Raw genomic sequence first — 16,346 nt, 5'->3', positions numbered from 1 at the left:
GCCCTTCCAGCGGCATTCCCACATACGCCCCTATAGGAGACTTTCACATGGCAACCATCGGTTTCATCGGCCTCGGCATCATGGGCGCGCACATGGCGCGCAACCTGCTCAAGGGCGATCATCAGCTCGTCGTGAACGGTGCGTTCCCGGTTCCCGACGACCTGCGCGCCAGCGCGAAGGTCGTCGCAAACTCGACCGAAGTCGCGCAGAACGCCGACGTCATCATCTCGATGGTGCCGGACACGCCCGACGTGCGTAACGTGCTGTTCGCCGACGACGGCGTCGCGAAGGGCCTCTCGGCCGGCAAGCTCGTGATCGACATGAGCTCGATCTCGCCGCTCGATACGCAGGAATTCGCGAAACAGGTCAACGCGCTCGGCTGCGACTACCTCGACGCGCCGGTGTCCGGCGGCGAAGTCGGCGCCCGCGAAGCGACGCTGACGATCATGGTCGGCGGCCCGGAGAAGGCCTTCGAGCGCGCGAAGCCGCTGTTCGAGAAGATGGGCAAGAACATCACGCTCGTCGGCGACAACGGCGCGGGCCAGACCTGCAAGGTGGCAAACCAGATCATCGTCGCGCTGAACATCGAAGCGGTCGGCGAAGCGCTGCTGTTTGCCGCACGCTCGGGCGCCGATCCCGAGCGCGTGCGCCAGGCGCTGATGGGCGGCTTCGCCGCGTCGCGCATCCTCGAAGTGCACGGCGCGCGCATGACGAAGCGCACGTTCGATCCGGGCTTCCGCATCGAGCTGCATCAGAAGGACCTGAACCTCGCGCTCGACGGTGCACGCAAGCTCGGCCTCGCACTGCCGCACACGGCGAGCGCGCAGCAGCTGTTCAGCGTGTGTGCATCGCATGGCGGCAAGGCGTGGGATCACTCGGCACTCGTGCGTGCGCTCGAGATCATGTCGAACTTCGAGATCGGCCAGACGCCGGCCGCGTAACGCCGACGCAACGACGCGCGTTTCGCTGCAACGGCGAACGCGCGACGCACACACGCGACCCGGCCACGGCCGGTCGCATCGATGCATGCCTGCGCGTGCATCACGATGGGGCGCCCCGCCGCGTATTGCTGAAATGCGTGCGCGGCGGGGCGAAAAACGCCGCTCTGGGCTGAGAGCGGCGTGGTGGGGTCCGCAGCGGCACCCGGCGACGCCGGGGAAGCCTTGGTCGGTCAGACGTCGTCGTCGGGTGTCCGCCTGTCGGATTTCGCGTATTACATTTCTTTACGTTCGGGCGTGCGATTTTTCATGCAATCGTCGCGATGAACGCCTACACTTTCGCCACGCCTTTCGAGAAATCCGCCGCGCTTGCGCTCACGCCCGTGATCGCGCCCAGCGCGGTGTTTTTTTCGCCACTTCACGGCGCGTTTTCTTTTCAACCACCTAGGGAGTGCAACGATGGGTCTTCTTTCGTTTATCAAAGAGGCGGGTGAAAAACTGCTGGGTCACGCCGATGCGCAAGCAGCGGAAGATCCGAATGCCGCGAACCAGACCGCGGCCGATGCGATCAAGAACTACATCAACACGCAAGGTCTCGACACGTCGAACCTGACCGTGGCGTTCGACGGCGCATCGCGCACCGTCACGCTGTCGGGCAGCGTCGCCGACCTCGACACGAAGGCGAAGGTCAAGGTCGCGGCCGGCAACGTGCAAGGCGTCGCGGGCGTCAACGACGACGATCTGCAGCCGGACGATCCGGAAGTTCAGTACCACGATGTGAAGCCGGGCGACACGCTGTCGGCGATCGCCAAGGAAGTGTACGGCGACGCGAACAAGTACCCGGCGATCTTCGAGGCGAACAAGCCGATGCTGTCGAGCCCGGACCGCATCTATCCGGGTCAGAAGCTCGTGATTCCGCCGCAGTCCTGAGCATTCGCGCAGTACTGACGCAAAAAAGGCAGGCCGATGGCCTGCCTTTTCTTCATGCGCGCCGCCCGATCGGCGGACAGCGGTTACAGCGTGTCGAATGCGCGTTGCAGGGCGTCGCGTCCGTGCATGCCGTTCGCGAGCGCAAGCATCAGCAGCACGCGTGCCTTGAACGGGCTCAGCGACCCGGCGCTCACGAAACCAAGCACGTCGTCGTTCGCGGCGCCGTTGCGCATCACGTGCCCCGAGCCGACGCGCGACGCACGCACCACGGCGACACCCGCTTTCACCGCATCGGCGAGCGCCGCCTGCAGCGTCGCGTGGATCGACCCGTTGCCGGTGCCCGCCACGACGAGGCCGCGCACGCCGGCCGCCACGAGCGCGTCGACGGCCGTGCGCGTCACGCCCGCATAGCTCGCGACGACTTCGACCGGCGGCCACGTGGCAGCAATCGCCAGGTGCGCATCGCGCGAGCGCGTCACGCGGCGCGCGAATTCGACGCGGCCGTCCTGCACCCAGCCGAGCGCGCCCAGTTCCGGCGACTGGAATGCGTCGACCGCGTACGTGCTCGTCTTCACGACGTCGCGCGCGCCGTGGATCCGGTTGTTGAACGCAACGAGCACGCCCTGCCCGCGCGCGGCCGGGTGAGCGGCGACCGTCACCGCGTTCAGCAGGTTCAGCGGCCCGTCGGACGACAGCGCGGTGGCCGGCCGCATCGCGGCCGTCAGCACGACCGGCTTGTCGCCGGTCACGACCAGATGCAGCGCGTACGCGGTTTCCTCGAGCGTGTCGGTACCGTGGGTGATCACGATGCCGTCGATCGCCGGATCGGCCATCAGCGCGTCGATGCGCGCGGCGAGCGTATTCCAGAGCGGCAGCGCGAGATCCTTGCTGTCGATGCTGGCGACCTGCTCGGCATCGATGCGCGCGACCGACCCGAGCGCCGGCACCGCGTCGAGCAGGAAATTGACGCCGAGCGCGCCGGCCTGATAGCCGGCCGTGCTGGCGGCGTCCGGCGCGGCGCCGGCGATCGTGCCACCGGTGGCGAGTACTGCGATGCGCGGCAGCGCCGGCACGGACGAAGGAGTTGCGGTGTTCGGAATATTCATGGCCGCGATTGTAATCGCTCGCGGCCGGCATCCGGTAGGTCACGTGCGCGCGCCCGGAGCCGAACGCGTCGCATCATGGTTTGTCCCGATCGCCGGCATGCGCGCGCCGTCAACGGCCGCGTTGCCCGCCGCGTTATAGGTATGCCGTTTTGGTGTTTTCACATTGATTTGCCATAATCGGAGCGCGCGGCGCGATGTGACCCTGTTCCCGTTGCGCCGGGCTTCGTGACGGCGTCGATATAAAACGCAATTCACCCCATGGGAGTGTCGAAATGAAAATCCAATCGCTCGTAGCCGCAGTCCTTCTCGGCGGCATGCTGGCTTCCCCCGCTTTCGCGGCGAACAGCCAGCAGGACAAGATGAAGGCCTGTAACACCCAGGCCGCCGGCAAGACGGGCGACGAACGCAAGGCGTTCATGAAGGACTGCCTGTCGGCCAAGCCCGCGAAGAAGATGTCGCAGCAGGAAAAGATGAAGGCCTGCAACACCCAGGCCGCCGACAAGAAGGGCGACGACCGTAAGGCGTTCATGAAGAGTTGCCTGAGCAGCCAGCCGGCCGCCTGAGTTCCGGCGCTCCCGCGCGAATGCCGCGCACCGCTTCGGCGGGCGCGGCATTTTTGTTTTCGTTGCACGCGCATCGACGCGCGCGACGACGCCGGATGCGTCACCGCGCTGTCCGGCCAACGGCATCGTCGCCGTTGCGACATGCTCCACCACCCTCCCACCCCGCTTCCCTCCGCGCGCCGTACGAATGCCGCCACATGGTGCGGCAATTCGCCGCGATTTCTTCTATGATGGCTGCAACGCGGCCCATCCAAGTACAAGAAGCGCCATCGGGCCGCCCTCGAGACGGACGCGCACACCGCGTCAAACGGAGGCATGGATGGCATGGAGACAACACCGCTGGTTCCGCCGCTGGCTGATCGTGATCGTGTTCTGGGCCGTGCCCGTCGCGATCGTCGCCGTGCGCGAGATCCGCGAGGAAATGGCATACAACAAGGCTGACCTGCAGCTCGCGCTGACCACCTGGCAGCTCACCGATGCGCAGCAGGCGGCAGGCGCCGCCGCGAAGTGCTACGGCGATCCTGACGCGGCGCGCGCCGCCGGCTGCCCGGCCGACGTGCTGGCCGCCAACGCGGCACGTCAGCAGGCAGCCCGGGACGAATACGTGGTGCGCCGCAATACGCTCGCCGGTTATCTGTGGCATGCATTCGTCGGCTATTGGGTCGTGCCGGCCGCGTTCCTGTTCGCGTGCGGGGTTGTGATCGCGCTGATCCGCCGCGCGCTGCGCCGCCCGCCGATCAAACCGCCCGCCCCGCCGGCACCGCCCGTCACGCCGCACTGACGCGCAGCAACCGCTTCCCTTTCCCCTTTCCTGCCGGCCGCGCGACGTATGGCCGTACGCGCGCCGGACCGTCCGTTGGCGCGCCGCGACACCCCAAAACGATTTGACGCTTTTTCACGCACGAACGAAAAGGGATTGTAATCCGCTGTGATATAACTGCCGACGTGATCCGCTCCTTGAGCGAGACTCACTCCGAACGTCATCCGATGGAGAAGAACGATGCAAAAACGGAATCTTGTGCTGAAAGCCGCCGCTGCGCTTGTCGTCGGTAGCCTTGCGCTCACCGGTTGCACCACCACCCCCGACAAGCCCGACAATGCCGCGACCAACGCGTCGAAGCGTCAGGCGATCGATTCGAGCGTCGACGCAACGCTGTCGCGCATGTATTCCACGGTCAAGGGTTCGCGCGAACTCGTCGCGAAGTCGCGCGGCGTGCTCGTGTTCCCGGACGTGATCCAGGCAGGCTTCATCGTCGGCGGCCAGTCGGGCAACGGCGCACTGCGCGTCGGTGGCAGCACGGTCGGGTACTACAACACGTCGTCGCTGTCGGTCGGCCTGCAGGCCGGCGCGCAGTCGAAGGCGATTGTGTTCCTGTTCATGACGCAGGAAGCGCTCAACGAATTCCGCGGCTCGGACGGCTGGGCAGCCGGCGCCGGTGCATCGGTCGCGCTCGTGAAGATGGGCGCGAACGGCGCGGTCGACACGACCACGGCCACCGCGCCGGTCCAGGTCGTCGTGCTGACCAATGCCGGCCTGATGGGCGACGTGTCGATCAACGGCACGAAGGTCACGAAGCTGAAGATCTGACGCCGAGGCGTCCTCGCCCGTGCGCACCGCGCGCGGGCAACGTGCAAACGGCGATGTCCTTGCGGGCATCGCCGTTTTTTTATCCGCGCGCATGGCGCGTCAGGTCGTCGAATCGATCACCTTGAAGCGCGAACGCTTCTGCGCGCGAATCAGCGACTGGTACACGTCGACGTATTGCTGCGCCATCCGCCGCGCCGTGAAGCGCTCCTCGAAGCGCTGCCGCACGCGTGCGCGCGGCAGCAGGTGCAGCCGGTTCACGGCGGCCACCGCGCTGATCTCGTCCTCGACGATGAAGCCCGACACACCCTCGTCCAGCACCTCCGGCACCGCGCCGCGATTGAACGCGATCACCGGCGTGCCGCACGACATCGCCTCGATCATCACCAGCCCGAACGGTTCCGGCCAATCGATCGGAAACAGCAGCGCATGCGCGCCCGACAGGAATTCGGCCTTCTGGTGGTCGGCGATCTCGCCGATGTATTCGACGTGCGGGAGGGCGAACAGCGGCTTGATCTCGCGTTCGAAGTATTCCTGGTCCGCCGCGTCGATCTTCGCCGCGATCCGGATCGGCAGCCCGCACTGGCGTGCGATGCGGATCGCCGTGTCGACCCGCTTCTCCGGCGAGATGCGGCCGAGGAACGCGAGATAGCGCGGCTCGACCGGCTGCGGCAGGTACAGTGCGTCGGGCAGGCCGTGGTACACGGTCGTCAGCCATTTCGCCTGCGGCAGCGGCTGGCGCTGCGAATTCGAGATCGAGATCACCGGCGCGGTGTTGAACGTGTCGAACACCGGTTGCTGCTCGGGCAGATCCAGCCGGCCGTGCAGCGTCGTCACGTACGGCGTGTCCTGCCGGTTGAAAACCGAAAACGAGTAGTAGTCCATGTGAAAATGGAGCACGTCGAAATCCTTCGCGCGGCGCGCGACCGTCTCCATCAGCAGCATGTGCGGGGCGACGCGATCGCGGATCGACGAGTCGAGCCGCAACGCGCGTGGCCACACCGGTTCGAGCCTGGCCCGGGTCGTCGAATCGCCGCTGGCGAACAGCGTCACGTCATGGCCGAGGTCGACGAGCGCCTCGGTGATGTAGGACACGACGCGCTCCGTGCCGCCGTATAGCTTCGGCGGCACGGATTCGGTCAGCGGGGCGATCTGGGCAATTCTCATGGTCCACGTCTCCTGTGTCCTCGGTCAGCCGCCACGGGGGCTGGTGCACGCCGCGCTCCGTGCGGCATGCGGCCGGCATCGCGCCGGCCAAATATCTCATTATTATTCGCGATCCCGATGCCCGGAAGCACCGGACTTTCATTTTATGGGCGTTGTTACAGACAGGATACATTCGCCCGCGGGCCGCCCTTACCAGCTTCGAGGCGGCCGGACCGGCGCGACGGGCATCCGAGGGCGAGCGACCGACGGCCCGCCGCTGACGAGCCACGCGCGCACCGCCCCGCCCGTCAGCGCAACGGCCACTTCCACGGCGGCAGGTCGCGCGTATCCGCGTCGACGAGCACGGTCGCGCCGAGCTGCTTGTCGAGCACCAGCGACTCGCAGCCGGCCTCGCGTTCGAGCGTCGCGATGAGCCGCGCCGCGTGCGACACGACCAGCACCTGCGAACGCTGCGCGGCCTGTGCGATCAGGCGGCCGAGCGCCGGCAGCAGATCGGGATGCAGGCTCGTTTCCGGCTCGTTCAGCACCATCAGCGCGGGCGGCCGCGGCGTCAGCAACGCGGCCGCGAGCAGCAGATAGCGCAGCGTGCCGTCCGACAGCTCGGCGGCCGACAACGGCCGCAGCAGCCCCGGCTGGCGCATCAGTACGTCGAAGCGGCCGCGGCCGCCCGGATTGTCGATGTCGATCGATGCGCCGGGGAACGCGTCATCGATCGCCGCGTCGAGCGCGGCGGCATCTCCGATTTCGCGAATCGTCTGCAGCGCGGCGGCCAGGTCGGCGCCGTCGTCCGCGAGCACCGGCGTGTGGGTGCCGATGTGCGACTGCCGGGCCGGCGCCTGCGCATCGGTGCGGAAATGGTCGTAGAAGCGCCACGATCGGATCCGCTCGCGCACCGCGATCATCTCTGGCGCGCCGACCGGATCGGCGAACTCGGTCATCATGCTGTCGAAGCTCGCGACCGGCTGCGGCACCGTGTGCCAGTCGCCCGACCCGGTGCGCGCGCGAATCTGCGCGCCCTGCCGGTCGACCAGCAGCGTCGACGGGCGCAACAGCGCGCCACCCCAGATGCATTCTCGCTTCACGACGGGATCGAGCGCGAACTGCGAACGGCTCGGGACCGGCAGGCCGAGATCGATCGCATAACCGAAATCGTCGCTCGCGAAACCGAGCTTGAGGCTCACCGGTCCATTGCGCACCGTACCGGTCACCGGCGTCTCGCCGCTCAGCATCGCGCGCGAAAAGCGCTCGGGGCCGGCCCACAGCGTCGAGGGCAGCCCGCCTTCGCGCGCGAGCGACGGAATCACGCGCCCCTGCGCCGTATCGGCGAGCAGCCGCAGCGCGCGGTAAACGCTCGACTTGCCGCTGCCGTTCGGCCCCGTGACGACGGTGAGCGCCGCGAGCGGCACGATCAGCTCGCGCAGCGAGCGGTAGTTGGCGATGGCGAGCGTGTTCAGCGCGGTCATGGAAAGAAAATGGCGGCGGATACCGGCACGCGTTCAGCGGCCTTCGGTGGCCTTCGGATCGGCCGCGGTGTTGGCTGCCGTGCTGGCGGCGGGCGGCCGCGCATGCGGCCGTTCGGGGCTCGGCTCGTCCAGCGCCGAATCGTGCGGATACAGTTCCATCCGGCTGCGCGGCAGACATTGCGGAAAACGCGCCTGCAGGTAGGCGATCAAGCCCTCGCGCACGCGGCAGCGCAGATCCCAGCACGCCGACGAGTCGGCCGCGCTGACGAGCGCGCGCAACTGCATCGTGCGTTCGGTCGCGTCGGTCACCTGCAGCACCTGCACGCGGCCGTCCCACTCGGGCGCCGCATGGACGAGCCGCGCGAGTTCCTCGCGCAGCGGCGCGAGTGGCGTGCGATAGTCGACCGACAGGTACACCGTGCCGATGATCTCCGAGCTGCTGCGCGTCCAGTTCGTGAACGGGTTTTCGATGATCCATTGCAGCGGAACGACGAGCCGGCGCTGATCCCACAGCCGCACCGACACGAACGAGCCGGTGATTTCCTCGATGCGGCCCCACTCGCCCTGGATCACGACGACGTCGTCGAGCCGGATCGGCTGGGTGAGCGCGATCTGCAGCCCGGCGATCAGGTTGCCGAGCACCGGCCGCGCGGCGATGCCGGCAACCAGCCCCGCGACGCCGGCCGACGCCAGCAGGCTCGCGCCGACCTGGCGCACGTTCGGGAACGTCATCAGCGCGGCGCCGGTGCCGATGATCACGATCAGCACCATGACGGTCCGCACGAGCACCTTGGCCTGCGTGTGGACGCGCCGTGCGTGGAGATTGTCGGCCGCATCCATCGGATGGGCCTGGATGATCGCGTCGCCGACGCCGGCCACGAGCCGCACCAGCAGCCAGGTCAGCGACACGATGGAGCCGACCGCGGCCGCGGTGCGCATCCCGCCCACGAACGACATGCCCTCGTCGGCCTGGATCCACAGGAACTCGAGCGCGAGCAGCGCGAGCGTGACGAGCGAAGGTTTGTCGATGTAACGCAGGATCACGCTCATCAACGGATACGGCTGCGCGATGCGCTTGACGATGCGTGCGCCGACACGGTGCACGATCACGACGACGAGCACGACGATGACCGACACGCCCAGCGTGCCGAGCCACGCATGCAACGGCGCATCGGCGATGCGCTGCAATTCCTCGATTGAAATCATCGGCGCCCGGGAATGCTTCGGTTATGAGGCGCGGCGGCCTCGCCCTGGATGCGTCGGCGACGTCCGGGCAACGCGCGCGCCCGGCCCCGGCGTCAGATCAGCTGCCGCCCCTGCAGGGGAACGCCTTGCCGAGACCGAGCGACACCGCGGTGCTCGCGTTGTAGTCGGCCAGCCTCGGGTTCTCCGCGATGTACTTGCGCACCGCGTCGGTCATCTGCTGCGCCCGGATGTCGGGCGGCAGGCAGAAATACTGCCCGACGCGCGGCCCCGTGGTACCGCCGATCGCGTCGATCGTGTTGTAGACGCCATCGGCGGCGCCTTCGATGTAGGCGGCGCACGACGCCCGCGACTTGACGTCCGTCTTCGCGCACAGCCGGTCGAGATCCGCGCCCGTGAAAGCCGCCGCCGACAACGGCACGGCGAACGCCGCGGCACAAAACATAGCCCGCAACATGGTGTTCCTTATGTCAATGCGGCCCCGGGCCGCTTGCTGCGCTGACCGGCGCGGCAGCCGGACGCCGCGGCCGGCCGCGTTCCGGACGGCCGGGCGCTGCGCCACCGCGCCGAAACCGTCATTTTGCACTCTTTTGGGCATCTGCCGGCGCCGACGCACCGACGCGCACCGTCCGCTTGCTCAGGATGTCGATTGCGTCCGGTGCCTTGTAGTGCTTCGCGAACTCGAGCGCGGTGATACCGAGCTGGTTCTTCACCTGCGGATCGGCACCCTGGTCGAGCAGCAGGTTGACGGTCGTCGCGTGGTTGCCGCGCGCGGCCATCATCAGCGGCGTCGTGCCGTTCGGCGATGCGGTGTCGATATACGCGTCGTGGTCGAGCAGGATCTTGACGACCTCGTCCTGGCCGTTGGTCGCCGCGTAGTGCAGCGGCGCCCAGCCCTTCTTGCTGACTTCCGCGCCCTTGTCGATCAGCAGCTTGACGAGCCCGACGTCGCCGTTCAGCGACGCGAGCATCAGCGCGTTCTCGCCGGCCTTGTCTTCCTTCTCGAGGTCGACGTTCGGCGTCGTGGCGATCGCGGCGGCAACCTTGTCGGACTTCTCGCGCGCGGCGATCACGAGGATCGGGTCGCCGTTCGGCGCGAGCGTGTTCGGATCGAGCTTGCCGCTCTTGAGCTGCTTGCCGATGTCGGCGATATCGTCGAACTTGACCGCCTTGACGATCGCGTCGAGCGACTCGGCATGCGCGCCGGCGGCGGCAAAGAGGCCGCTCGCGACGAGCGCGGCGGCGATGAGTGCGCGCTTGGGCAGGTATGTGGTCGGCTTCGTCATTGTTGTGGGCTCCTTCCCTGGGTTGTCGGCTGGCCGCGCGCCGTTAGCGGGCGATCTTGAACAGCCGGAAAAAGTTCTGTGTCGTCGCATCGGCGAGCGCCTCGACGGCGATCCCGCGCTCGGATGCGATAAAGCGTCCGACATGGCTGACGTACGCAGGTTCATTCGGCTTGCCGCGATATGGCACCGGCGCGAGGTAGGGCGAGTCGGTTTCGATCAGCAGCCGGTCGAGCGGCACGCGCCGCGCGACGTCCTGCACGTCGGTCGCGTTCTTGAACGTGACGATCCCCGACAGCGAGATATGGAAGTTCTGCGCGAGCGCCTGCTCGGCAACGGGCCACGGCTCGGTGAAGCAGTGCATCACGCCGCCCGGCACGTCCGCGCGCTCCTCGGCCATGATTCGCAGCGTGTCTTCCGACGACGAGCGCGTATGGATGATCAGCGGCTTCATCGTCGCGGTCGCCGCGCGGATGTGCGTGCGAAAGCGTTCGCGCTGCCACTCCATGTCGGCGATCGAGCGGCCTTCGAGGCGATAGTAATCGAGGCCCGTCTCGCCAATCGCGACGACCTTCGGATGCGCGGCCAGCTCGATCAGTTCCGCGAGCGTCGGCTCCCGTGCGTCCTCGTGATCCGGGTGCACGCCGACCGACGCGTACACGTTGTCGTGCGCCTGCGCGATCGCGAGCACGTCGGGCAGTGTCTCGAAGTCGACCGACACGCACAGTGCGTGCGTGACGTCGTGCTCGCGCATGTTCTCCAGCACGGCAGGCAGGCGGTCGGCGAGACCCTTGAAATTGATGTGGCAGTGAGAATCGACGAACATCGTGGTTCCTGAATACGGTTGGCGGGCGCTCATGCACTCGCCGGCAATCGTTTCCTCGCCCGAAGGAAACAATACTCGATCACGCGAACATTTCCCGATAACCGAGAAACAGTTCCTCGAATACGAGCCGGGCATTGAGCGGATGGTTCTCGACCGTCCGCTGGCGCGTCACGGCCTTCATGAAGCGCGCGAACGCATTCGCGTCGACCGCCTCCGCGCACCGCGCGAGCGCGGCCGCCTGCATCGGGAAGTAGCGCGGCGCGCCCGCCATCCGCTGCGCGAGCAGATCGTACAGCCAGCGCTGCAGCCAGCCGAGCACCAGCGGCACCGGCAGCTTCTGCAGCGTCTCGCCGCACGCGAACGGATCGCACGCGGCGCCGGCCGCGAGCTGGCCGAGCGTGAAATCGCGCAGCGGGCGGTTCTCGTCGCTCGCGAGCGCCAGCGCGGCGAGCGGCGCGCCGCCGGCTTCGGCGAGCAGCGCGCGCGCATCGTCGATACCCTGCGCCGCGAGCCATGCCGTGGCCGCGTCGGGCGCCGGCACGGTCATCGGCCACTGCCGGCAGCGGCTGATGATGGTCGGCAGCAGCCGGTCGATGCGGGCCGACACCAGCAGGAACACGACGCCGGACGGCGGCTCCTCGAGCGTCTTCAGCAGCGCGTTCGACGCGGCGACGTTCAGCGCCTCGGCCGGGTACAGCACGACGACGCGCGCGCCGCCGCGGTGCGAACCGACCCCGCAGAAGTCGAGCAACGCACGCACCTGCTCGATCTTGATTTCCTTGCTCGGCGCGCGCGTCTTCTTGCCGCCCTCGTCCGCGTCGGCCGACTTGGCGTCGTCGGTGGCGCCCGGCGCCTCGCCCGCGAGCGCCTCGGGCAGCACGATCCGGTAGTCCGGATGGTTGCCCTGCACGAACCACGTGCAGGCCGCACAGGTGCCGCAAGGCTCGCCGTTCGGCTGTGGCGCCTCGCACAGAAAGCCCTGCGCGAGATGCTGCGCGAACTGCAGCTTGCCGATCCCGGCCTGGCCGTGCAGCAGCAGCGCATGCGGCCACTGCGCACGCAGTTGCTGCAGGCGGTTCCAGTCGTCGGTCTGCCACGGATAGATCATGTAGTGCGTTCCTTCGTGTTACAGCGCGGCGAGCACGCGTTCGAGCTGCTGGCGGATGTCGGGAATCGTCTGCGTCGCGTCGACGATCGCGAAGCGGTGCGGCGCCTCTTCCGCGCGCCGCAGGTATTCGGCGCGAGTGCGCGAGAAGAATGCGTCCGACTCGCTTTCGAACTTGTCGGGCATGCGCGCGGCGCCGCGGCGCTCGCTCGCCACCTGCGGCGCGACGTCGAACAGCACCGTCAGGTCGGGCTGGAAGCCGCCCTGCACCCAGCGCTCGAGCGTCTCGAGCTTGTCGCGCGGCAGCCCGCGGCCGCCGCCCTGGTACGCGAACGTGGCATCGGTGAAGCGATCCGACACGACCCAGTCGCCGCGCGCGAGCGCAGGCTCGATCACGAGCGCGAGGTGCTCGCGGCGCGCGGCGAACATCAGCAGCGCTTCGGTCTCGAGATCCATCGGCTGGTTCAGCAGGATCTCGCGCAGCTTCTCGCCGAGCTGCGTGCCACCCGGCTCGCGGGTGACGACGACCTGCCGGCCGCTCGCGGCCAGCCTGGCCTGGAGGCGTTCACAGAACCATTGCAGGTGGGTGGTCTTCCCCGCCCCGTCGATGCCTTCGAACGTGATGAATTTACCGCTCGCCATTATTGACCTCGTATGTACTTGTCCACGGCCTTGTTGTGGTCGCCGAGCGTGTCCGAGAACACGCTCGTGCCGTCGCCCTTCGCGACGAAATAGAGCGCGCTCGTCTGGGCCGGATTGATCGCCGCCTGCAGTGCGGCGACGCCCGGCAGGGCGATCGGCGTCGGGGGCAGCCCGCGGCGCGTGTAGGTATTGTAGGGAGTGTCGGCCTGCAGGTCGCGCTTGCGCAGGCGGCCGTCGTACGCGTCTCCCAGGCCGTAGATCACCGACGGATCGGTCTGCAGCGGCATCCCGATCCGCAGCCGGTTCGCGAACACGGCGGCGACGAACGCGCGATCGGCCGCGTGGCCCGTTTCCTTTTCGACGATCGACGCGATCGTCAGCGCTTCGTAAGGCGTCTTGTACGGCAGTCCCGGTACGCGCGCGGCCCACGCTTCGTCGAGACGCGTCTGCATCAGATGGTACGCACGCCGGTAGATGTTCAGATCGCTCGTGCCCTTGTCGAACAGGTAGGTGTCCGGGAAGAACAGCCCCTCGCCGCTGCCGCGCTGAATCGCGTTGTCCGACGCACCGATCGCGCGCAGCAGTTCCGCGTCGCTCATGCCGGCCGTCGCGTGCGCGAGATCGGGATTGCCGTCGAGTTCCGCGCGCATCCGCTTGAAGGTCCAGCCTTCGATCACCGTCGCGACGTACTCGTTCACGTCGCCCCGCGCGATCTTCTGCAGCACGTCGTACGCCGTGATGCCGGTCTTGAATTCGTAGTTGCCGGACTTGAGCCGGCTCGACAGCCCGAGCAGGCGCGTCATCGCGACGAAGCCGAGCGGCTCGACCGGCACGCCGCCGCGCCTGAGCTGCAGCGCGACGCTCTTGACGCTGCTGCCCGGCTTGATCGTGACGTCGAGCGACGCAGCACCCAGCAGCAGCGGCCGGGTCGCCCAGTAATATCCGCCGCCCGCGCCGGCAGCGGCCACAACGACGGCCAGCGCCACGACAGTCGCGGCGCATTTCTTCAGTAGGGACATGGAAACGAGACTCAGGTAAGACCCATATAATACTTGCTCGCCTTCGTCAAAGTCAGGGTTGACTGTTCCCTCATTCCATGAGCACACCGTTCGCTTCACCGGCTGCACAGCCCGCATCCGTCTCGCTCCCCGTTTTCCCCCGCCCGTCAGCCGCCGATTTCGACGCGCCGGGCGCCTGCATGCCGCTTGCGCAGTTCGGCGTGATCGACGTGGCCGGCGACGACGCCGCGACGTTCCTGCACAGCCAGCTCACCAACGACATCGAGCATCTCGATGCCGCGAGCGCGCGCCTGTCCGGCTATTGCTCGCCGAAGGGCCGCCTGCTCGCGTCGTTCCTCGCGTGGCGCGCCGGTCACGGCGTGCGCCTGCTTGTCTCGAAGGACGTTCAGGCCGCCGTGCAGAAACGGCTGTCGATGTTCGTGCTGCGTGCAAAGGCGAAACTGACGGACGCGAGCGACGCGCTCGCGGTCGTCGGCTTCGCGGGCGACGTGCGCGACGTGCTGTCGGGCATCTTCGACGCGCTGCCCGACGGCGTGCACGTGAAGGTCGACGGCCCGGCCGGGGCGCTGATCCGCGTGCCGGACGCGGCCGGCCGCAAGCGCTACCTGTGGATCGGGCCCCGCGCGGAAGTCGACGCGCGTCTCACCGCGCTCGCCGGCACGCTGCCGGTCGTGTCGCCGGCCGTCTGGGACTGGCTCGACGTGCGCGCGGGCGAGCCGCGCGTTACGCAGCCGGCCGTCGAACAGTTCGTGCCGCAGATGGTCAACTTCGACGTGATCGGCGCCGTTAACTTCCGCAAGGGGTGCTACCCGGGCCAGGAAATCGTCGCGCGCAGCCAGTACCGCGGCACGATCAAGCGCCGTACCGCGCTCGCGCACGTCGCCGGCGAGACCGACACCGTGCATGCCGGCGTCGAGCTGTTCCACAGCGACGACCCGGGCCAGCCGTGCGGGATGATCGTCAACGCGGCGGCCGCGCCCGCGGGCGGCGTCGACGCGCTCGTCGAGATCAAGCTGGCCGCGCTAGACAACGGCACGGTGCACCTTGGTTCGGCCGACGGCCCGGCGCTCGCGTTCGACGCGCTGCCGTACGCGTGGCCGACGGAAGCGTGACGCACTGACAACCCGTTCGCACGCCGGCTCGCAGATCGCGGCCGGCGCCCGAAGTTTCCTGCGAGAGATTCGCCCGATGTGTCTGATTGCCTTCGACTGGCAGCCTGATGCCGCCGCCGGTCCCGTCTTTACCCTGACCGCCAACCGCGACGAATTCTTTCGCCGTACCAGTGCGCCGCTTTCGTGGTGGGAGGACGTGCCGGGCTTGCTCGCCGGCCGCGATCTGGAAGCGGGTGGCACGTGGCTCGGCGTGTCGCGCGACGGCCGGTTCGCGGCGCTGACGAATTACCGCGCGCCGTTCGACATTCGCGCGGGCGCGCCGACCCGCGGCAAGCTCGTGTCCGATTTCCTCCGCGGCCCGTCCGTCGCGCCGCTCGATTACCTCGGCGAGCTGGCCGAGCACGCGGCCGTGTACAACGGCTTCAACCTGCTGGTCGGCGACTGGAAGCGGCGCGAACTCGCGTGGTTCTGCAATCGTGCGGCCGAAGGCGAAACCGGCGTTGCGTCGCCGGTCGCGATCGGCGCCGGCGTGCACGCGCTGTCGAACGCCCGGCTCGATACGCCCTGGCCGAAAGTCGTGCGCAAGCGCGCGGAACTCGGCACGCTGCTGACCGACAATCCGACCCCGTCGCTCGACGAGTTGATCGAGCTGATGCGCGATCCGCACGTCGCGGACGACGACGCGCTGCCGCACACCGGCATTCCGATCGAGCGCGAGCGGGCGCTGTCGGCCGCGTTCATCGAGACGCCCGAATACGGCACGCGCGGCACGACCGCGCTGCGCGTGACGATGAAGGAAGGCGTGCGGCTGACGGTCGACATCAAGGAACGCTGCGACGACGACGGCTCGCACCGCACCGTTCGGCCGGGCAGTTTCGAGCGCGCGTTCACATTCGACATCGACGCGACGCAACCGCGCTGAGCCTGCCGCGCGCGGCACTAGGGCGTGCGCGCCATCTCGACGTGCGGCACGCCGATTTCGACGAACGGTTCGCCGATTGCCGCGAAGCCGTGCCGCACGTAGAACGACACCGCGGCATCCTGCGCGTAGAGCCGCACGATCGGCTCGCCGCGATGCCGCGCCGCGTCCAGCAGCGCATGCAGCACGGCCGATCCCGCGCCCTGCCCGCGTGCGTCGGCCAACACCGCGACGCGGCCGATCGTGGCGGTGCGCAGCAGCCGTCCCGTCGCGACCGCGCGGCGCGCGCCGGTCGCCGCATCGACACGGTAGGCCACCGCGTGCAGCGACAGCGGATCCTCGTCGTCGAGTTCCCATTCCGGCGGAATCCGCTGCTCGCGCACGAACACCGCATCGCGAATACGTGCGGCATCGCCGCCCAGCACGGCCCAGTCGCCCGTTTCCACCCAGCCGTCGGTCATCGCTTCCTCCGCGCGGCGCCGGGC

At 68.2% G+C, this 16,346-nt stretch carries 18 protein-coding genes; 7 read left to right on the top strand and 11 right to left on the bottom strand.

The window, feature by feature from the left end:
* Positions 1-47 precede the first annotated feature (47 nt).
* Together WS66_RS20030 and lysM are read left to right on the top strand one after the other, a co-directional pair.
* Entirely contained in the window at positions 48-941 is an 894-nt protein-coding gene (locus tag WS66_RS20030; RefSeq protein WP_059604233.1) for a 2-hydroxy-3-oxopropionate reductase, read from the top strand.
* A 456-nt stretch (positions 942-1,397) separates the two neighbouring features.
* Complete coding sequence (lysM, locus tag WS66_RS20025; protein WP_021162125.1) at positions 1,398-1,868, top strand: peptidoglycan-binding protein LysM; 471 nt, start codon at positions 1,398-1,400, stop codon at positions 1,866-1,868.
* A gap of 83 nt (positions 1,869-1,951) precedes the next feature.
* Here lysM and WS66_RS20020 read toward each other — a convergent pair whose 3' ends face one another.
* A complete protein-coding gene (locus WS66_RS20020; protein ID WP_059604230.1) occupies positions 1,952-2,974 on the bottom strand; it encodes an asparaginase in 1,023 nt (340 codons plus the stop codon).
* A gap of 272 nt (positions 2,975-3,246) precedes the next feature.
* On the opposite strand from WS66_RS20020, the gene WS66_RS20015 reads away from it, so the two are divergent.
* From WS66_RS20015 to WS66_RS20005, 3 genes are all read left to right on the top strand, one after another.
* Positions 3,247-3,537, top strand: a complete 291-nt coding sequence (locus WS66_RS20015) for a PsiF family protein (RefSeq protein ID WP_044843641.1) — start codon at positions 3,247-3,249, stop codon at positions 3,535-3,537.
* A 319-nt stretch (positions 3,538-3,856) separates the two neighbouring features.
* On the top strand, positions 3,857-4,318 hold the full coding sequence (locus WS66_RS20010; RefSeq protein WP_059604227.1) for a hypothetical protein: 462 nt from the start codon (positions 3,857-3,859) through the stop codon (positions 4,316-4,318).
* 219 nt (positions 4,319-4,537) lie between these two features.
* Positions 4,538-5,125: a BPSL1445 family SYLF domain-containing lipoprotein gene (locus tag WS66_RS20005; protein ID WP_059604224.1), complete on the top strand. Its 588-nt coding sequence runs from the start codon at positions 4,538-4,540 to the stop codon at positions 5,123-5,125.
* 99 nt (positions 5,126-5,224) lie between these two features.
* Here WS66_RS20005 and WS66_RS20000 read toward each other — a convergent pair whose 3' ends face one another.
* The 9 genes from WS66_RS20000 to mltG all read right to left on the bottom strand — a co-directional run bounded on the left by WS66_RS20000 (position 5,225) and on the right by mltG (position 13,830).
* Positions 5,225-6,289 carry a glycosyltransferase family 4 protein gene (locus tag WS66_RS20000; RefSeq protein ID WP_059604220.1) on the bottom strand — a complete coding sequence of 355 codons (1,065 nt, stop codon included), beginning with the start codon at positions 6,287-6,289 and terminating at the stop codon, positions 5,225-5,227.
* A gap of 287 nt (positions 6,290-6,576) precedes the next feature.
* Complete coding sequence (locus tag WS66_RS19995) at positions 6,577-7,752, bottom strand: AAA family ATPase (protein ID WP_059604218.1); 1,176 nt, start codon at positions 7,750-7,752, stop codon at positions 6,577-6,579.
* A gap of 33 nt (positions 7,753-7,785) precedes the next feature.
* On the bottom strand, positions 7,786-8,958 hold the full coding sequence (locus tag WS66_RS19990) for a mechanosensitive ion channel family protein (RefSeq protein WP_059604216.1): 1,173 nt from the start codon (positions 8,956-8,958) through the stop codon (positions 7,786-7,788).
* Positions 8,959-9,055: 97 nt separating this feature from the next.
* Positions 9,056-9,412 carry a Rap1a/Tai family immunity protein gene (locus WS66_RS19985; protein ID WP_059449926.1) on the bottom strand — a complete coding sequence of 119 codons (357 nt, stop codon included), beginning with the start codon at positions 9,410-9,412 and terminating at the stop codon, positions 9,056-9,058.
* Between the two features lie 118 nt (positions 9,413-9,530).
* Positions 9,531-10,241: an ankyrin repeat domain-containing protein gene (locus WS66_RS19980; RefSeq protein WP_059604214.1), complete on the bottom strand. Its 711-nt coding sequence runs from the start codon at positions 10,239-10,241 to the stop codon at positions 9,531-9,533.
* Positions 10,242-10,284: 43 nt separating this feature from the next.
* Positions 10,285-11,064 (bottom strand): TatD family hydrolase, encoded by a 780-nt coding sequence (locus WS66_RS19975; protein ID WP_059538079.1) that lies wholly within the window; start codon positions 11,062-11,064, stop codon positions 10,285-10,287.
* 79 nt (positions 11,065-11,143) lie between these two features.
* Positions 11,144-12,172 (bottom strand): DNA polymerase III subunit delta', encoded by a 1,029-nt coding sequence (locus WS66_RS19970; protein WP_059604211.1) that lies wholly within the window; start codon positions 12,170-12,172, stop codon positions 11,144-11,146.
* Between the two features lie 18 nt (positions 12,173-12,190).
* Complete coding sequence (tmk, locus tag WS66_RS19965) at positions 12,191-12,811, bottom strand: dTMP kinase (protein ID WP_059604208.1); 621 nt, start codon at positions 12,809-12,811, stop codon at positions 12,191-12,193.
* Complete coding sequence (gene mltG / locus WS66_RS19960; protein WP_059604205.1) at positions 12,811-13,830, bottom strand: endolytic transglycosylase MltG; 1,020 nt, start codon at positions 13,828-13,830, stop codon at positions 12,811-12,813. Before mltG ends, tmk begins: the two co-directional genes overlap by 1 nt.
* Positions 13,831-13,907: 77 nt before the next feature.
* Here mltG and ygfZ point away from each other — a divergent pair, with 77 nt between their 5' ends.
* Both ygfZ and WS66_RS19950 read left to right on the top strand, forming a co-directional pair.
* Positions 13,908-14,942, top strand: coding sequence for a CAF17-like 4Fe-4S cluster assembly/insertion protein YgfZ (ygfZ, locus tag WS66_RS19955; protein ID WP_059604202.1), 1,035 nt, complete (start codon positions 13,908-13,910; stop codon positions 14,940-14,942).
* A gap of 76 nt (positions 14,943-15,018) precedes the next feature.
* Positions 15,019-15,864, top strand: coding sequence for an NRDE family protein (locus tag WS66_RS19950; RefSeq protein WP_059604199.1), 846 nt, complete (start codon positions 15,019-15,021; stop codon positions 15,862-15,864).
* A 17-nt stretch (positions 15,865-15,881) separates the two neighbouring features.
* On the opposite strand, the gene WS66_RS19945 is transcribed toward WS66_RS19950, so the two are convergent.
* Positions 15,882-16,322, bottom strand: coding sequence for a GNAT family N-acetyltransferase (locus WS66_RS19945; protein ID WP_059604434.1), 441 nt, complete (start codon positions 16,320-16,322; stop codon positions 15,882-15,884).
* Positions 16,323-16,346: the final 24 nt, after the last annotated feature.

Source organism: Burkholderia sp. LA-2-3-30-S1-D2, assembly GCF_001523915.2.
GTDB lineage: Bacteria > Pseudomonadota > Gammaproteobacteria > Burkholderiales > Burkholderiaceae > Burkholderia > Burkholderia diffusa.
Note: the sequence above shows the minus strand (reverse complement) of the source record. Positions and strands in the feature narration are given on the sequence as shown.

What these genes read in the sequence shown, in the direction of transcription:
- WS66_RS20030 (WP_059604233.1), top strand. Translation starts at nt 48, where the DNA reads ATGGCAACCATCGGTTTCATCGGCCTCGGCATCATGGGCGCGCACATG.
- lysM (WP_021162125.1), top strand. Translation starts at nt 1,398, where the DNA reads ATGGGTCTTCTTTCGTTTATCAAAGAGGCGGGTGAAAAACTGCTGGGT.
- WS66_RS20020 (WP_059604230.1), bottom strand. Translation starts at nt 2,974, where the DNA reads ATGAATATTCCGAACACCGCAACTCCTTCGTCCGTGCCGGCGCTGCCG.
- WS66_RS20015 (WP_044843641.1), top strand. Translation starts at nt 3,247, where the DNA reads ATGAAAATCCAATCGCTCGTAGCCGCAGTCCTTCTCGGCGGCATGCTG.
- WS66_RS20010 (WP_059604227.1), top strand. Translation starts at nt 3,857, where the DNA reads ATGGCATGGAGACAACACCGCTGGTTCCGCCGCTGGCTGATCGTGATC.
- WS66_RS20005 (WP_059604224.1), top strand. Translation starts at nt 4,538, where the DNA reads ATGCAAAAACGGAATCTTGTGCTGAAAGCCGCCGCTGCGCTTGTCGTC.
- WS66_RS20000 (WP_059604220.1), bottom strand. Translation starts at nt 6,289, where the DNA reads ATGAGAATTGCCCAGATCGCCCCGCTGACCGAATCCGTGCCGCCGAAG.
- WS66_RS19995 (WP_059604218.1), bottom strand. Translation starts at nt 7,752, where the DNA reads ATGACCGCGCTGAACACGCTCGCCATCGCCAACTACCGCTCGCTGCGC.
- WS66_RS19990 (WP_059604216.1), bottom strand. Translation starts at nt 8,958, where the DNA reads ATGATTTCAATCGAGGAATTGCAGCGCATCGCCGATGCGCCGTTGCAT.
- WS66_RS19985 (WP_059449926.1), bottom strand. Translation starts at nt 9,412, where the DNA reads ATGTTGCGGGCTATGTTTTGTGCCGCGGCGTTCGCCGTGCCGTTGTCG.
- WS66_RS19980 (WP_059604214.1), bottom strand. Translation starts at nt 10,241, where the DNA reads ATGACGAAGCCGACCACATACCTGCCCAAGCGCGCACTCATCGCCGCC.
- WS66_RS19975 (WP_059538079.1), bottom strand. Translation starts at nt 11,064, where the DNA reads ATGTTCGTCGATTCTCACTGCCACATCAATTTCAAGGGTCTCGCCGAC.
- WS66_RS19970 (WP_059604211.1), bottom strand. Translation starts at nt 12,172, where the DNA reads ATGATCTATCCGTGGCAGACCGACGACTGGAACCGCCTGCAGCAACTG.
- tmk (WP_059604208.1), bottom strand. Translation starts at nt 12,811, where the DNA reads ATGGCGAGCGGTAAATTCATCACGTTCGAAGGCATCGACGGGGCGGGG.
- mltG (WP_059604205.1), bottom strand. Translation starts at nt 13,830, where the DNA reads ATGTCCCTACTGAAGAAATGCGCCGCGACTGTCGTGGCGCTGGCCGTC.
- ygfZ (WP_059604202.1), top strand. Translation starts at nt 13,908, where the DNA reads ATGAGCACACCGTTCGCTTCACCGGCTGCACAGCCCGCATCCGTCTCG.
- WS66_RS19950 (WP_059604199.1), top strand. Translation starts at nt 15,019, where the DNA reads ATGTGTCTGATTGCCTTCGACTGGCAGCCTGATGCCGCCGCCGGTCCC.
- WS66_RS19945 (WP_059604434.1), bottom strand. Translation starts at nt 16,322, where the DNA reads ATGACCGACGGCTGGGTGGAAACGGGCGACTGGGCCGTGCTGGGCGGC.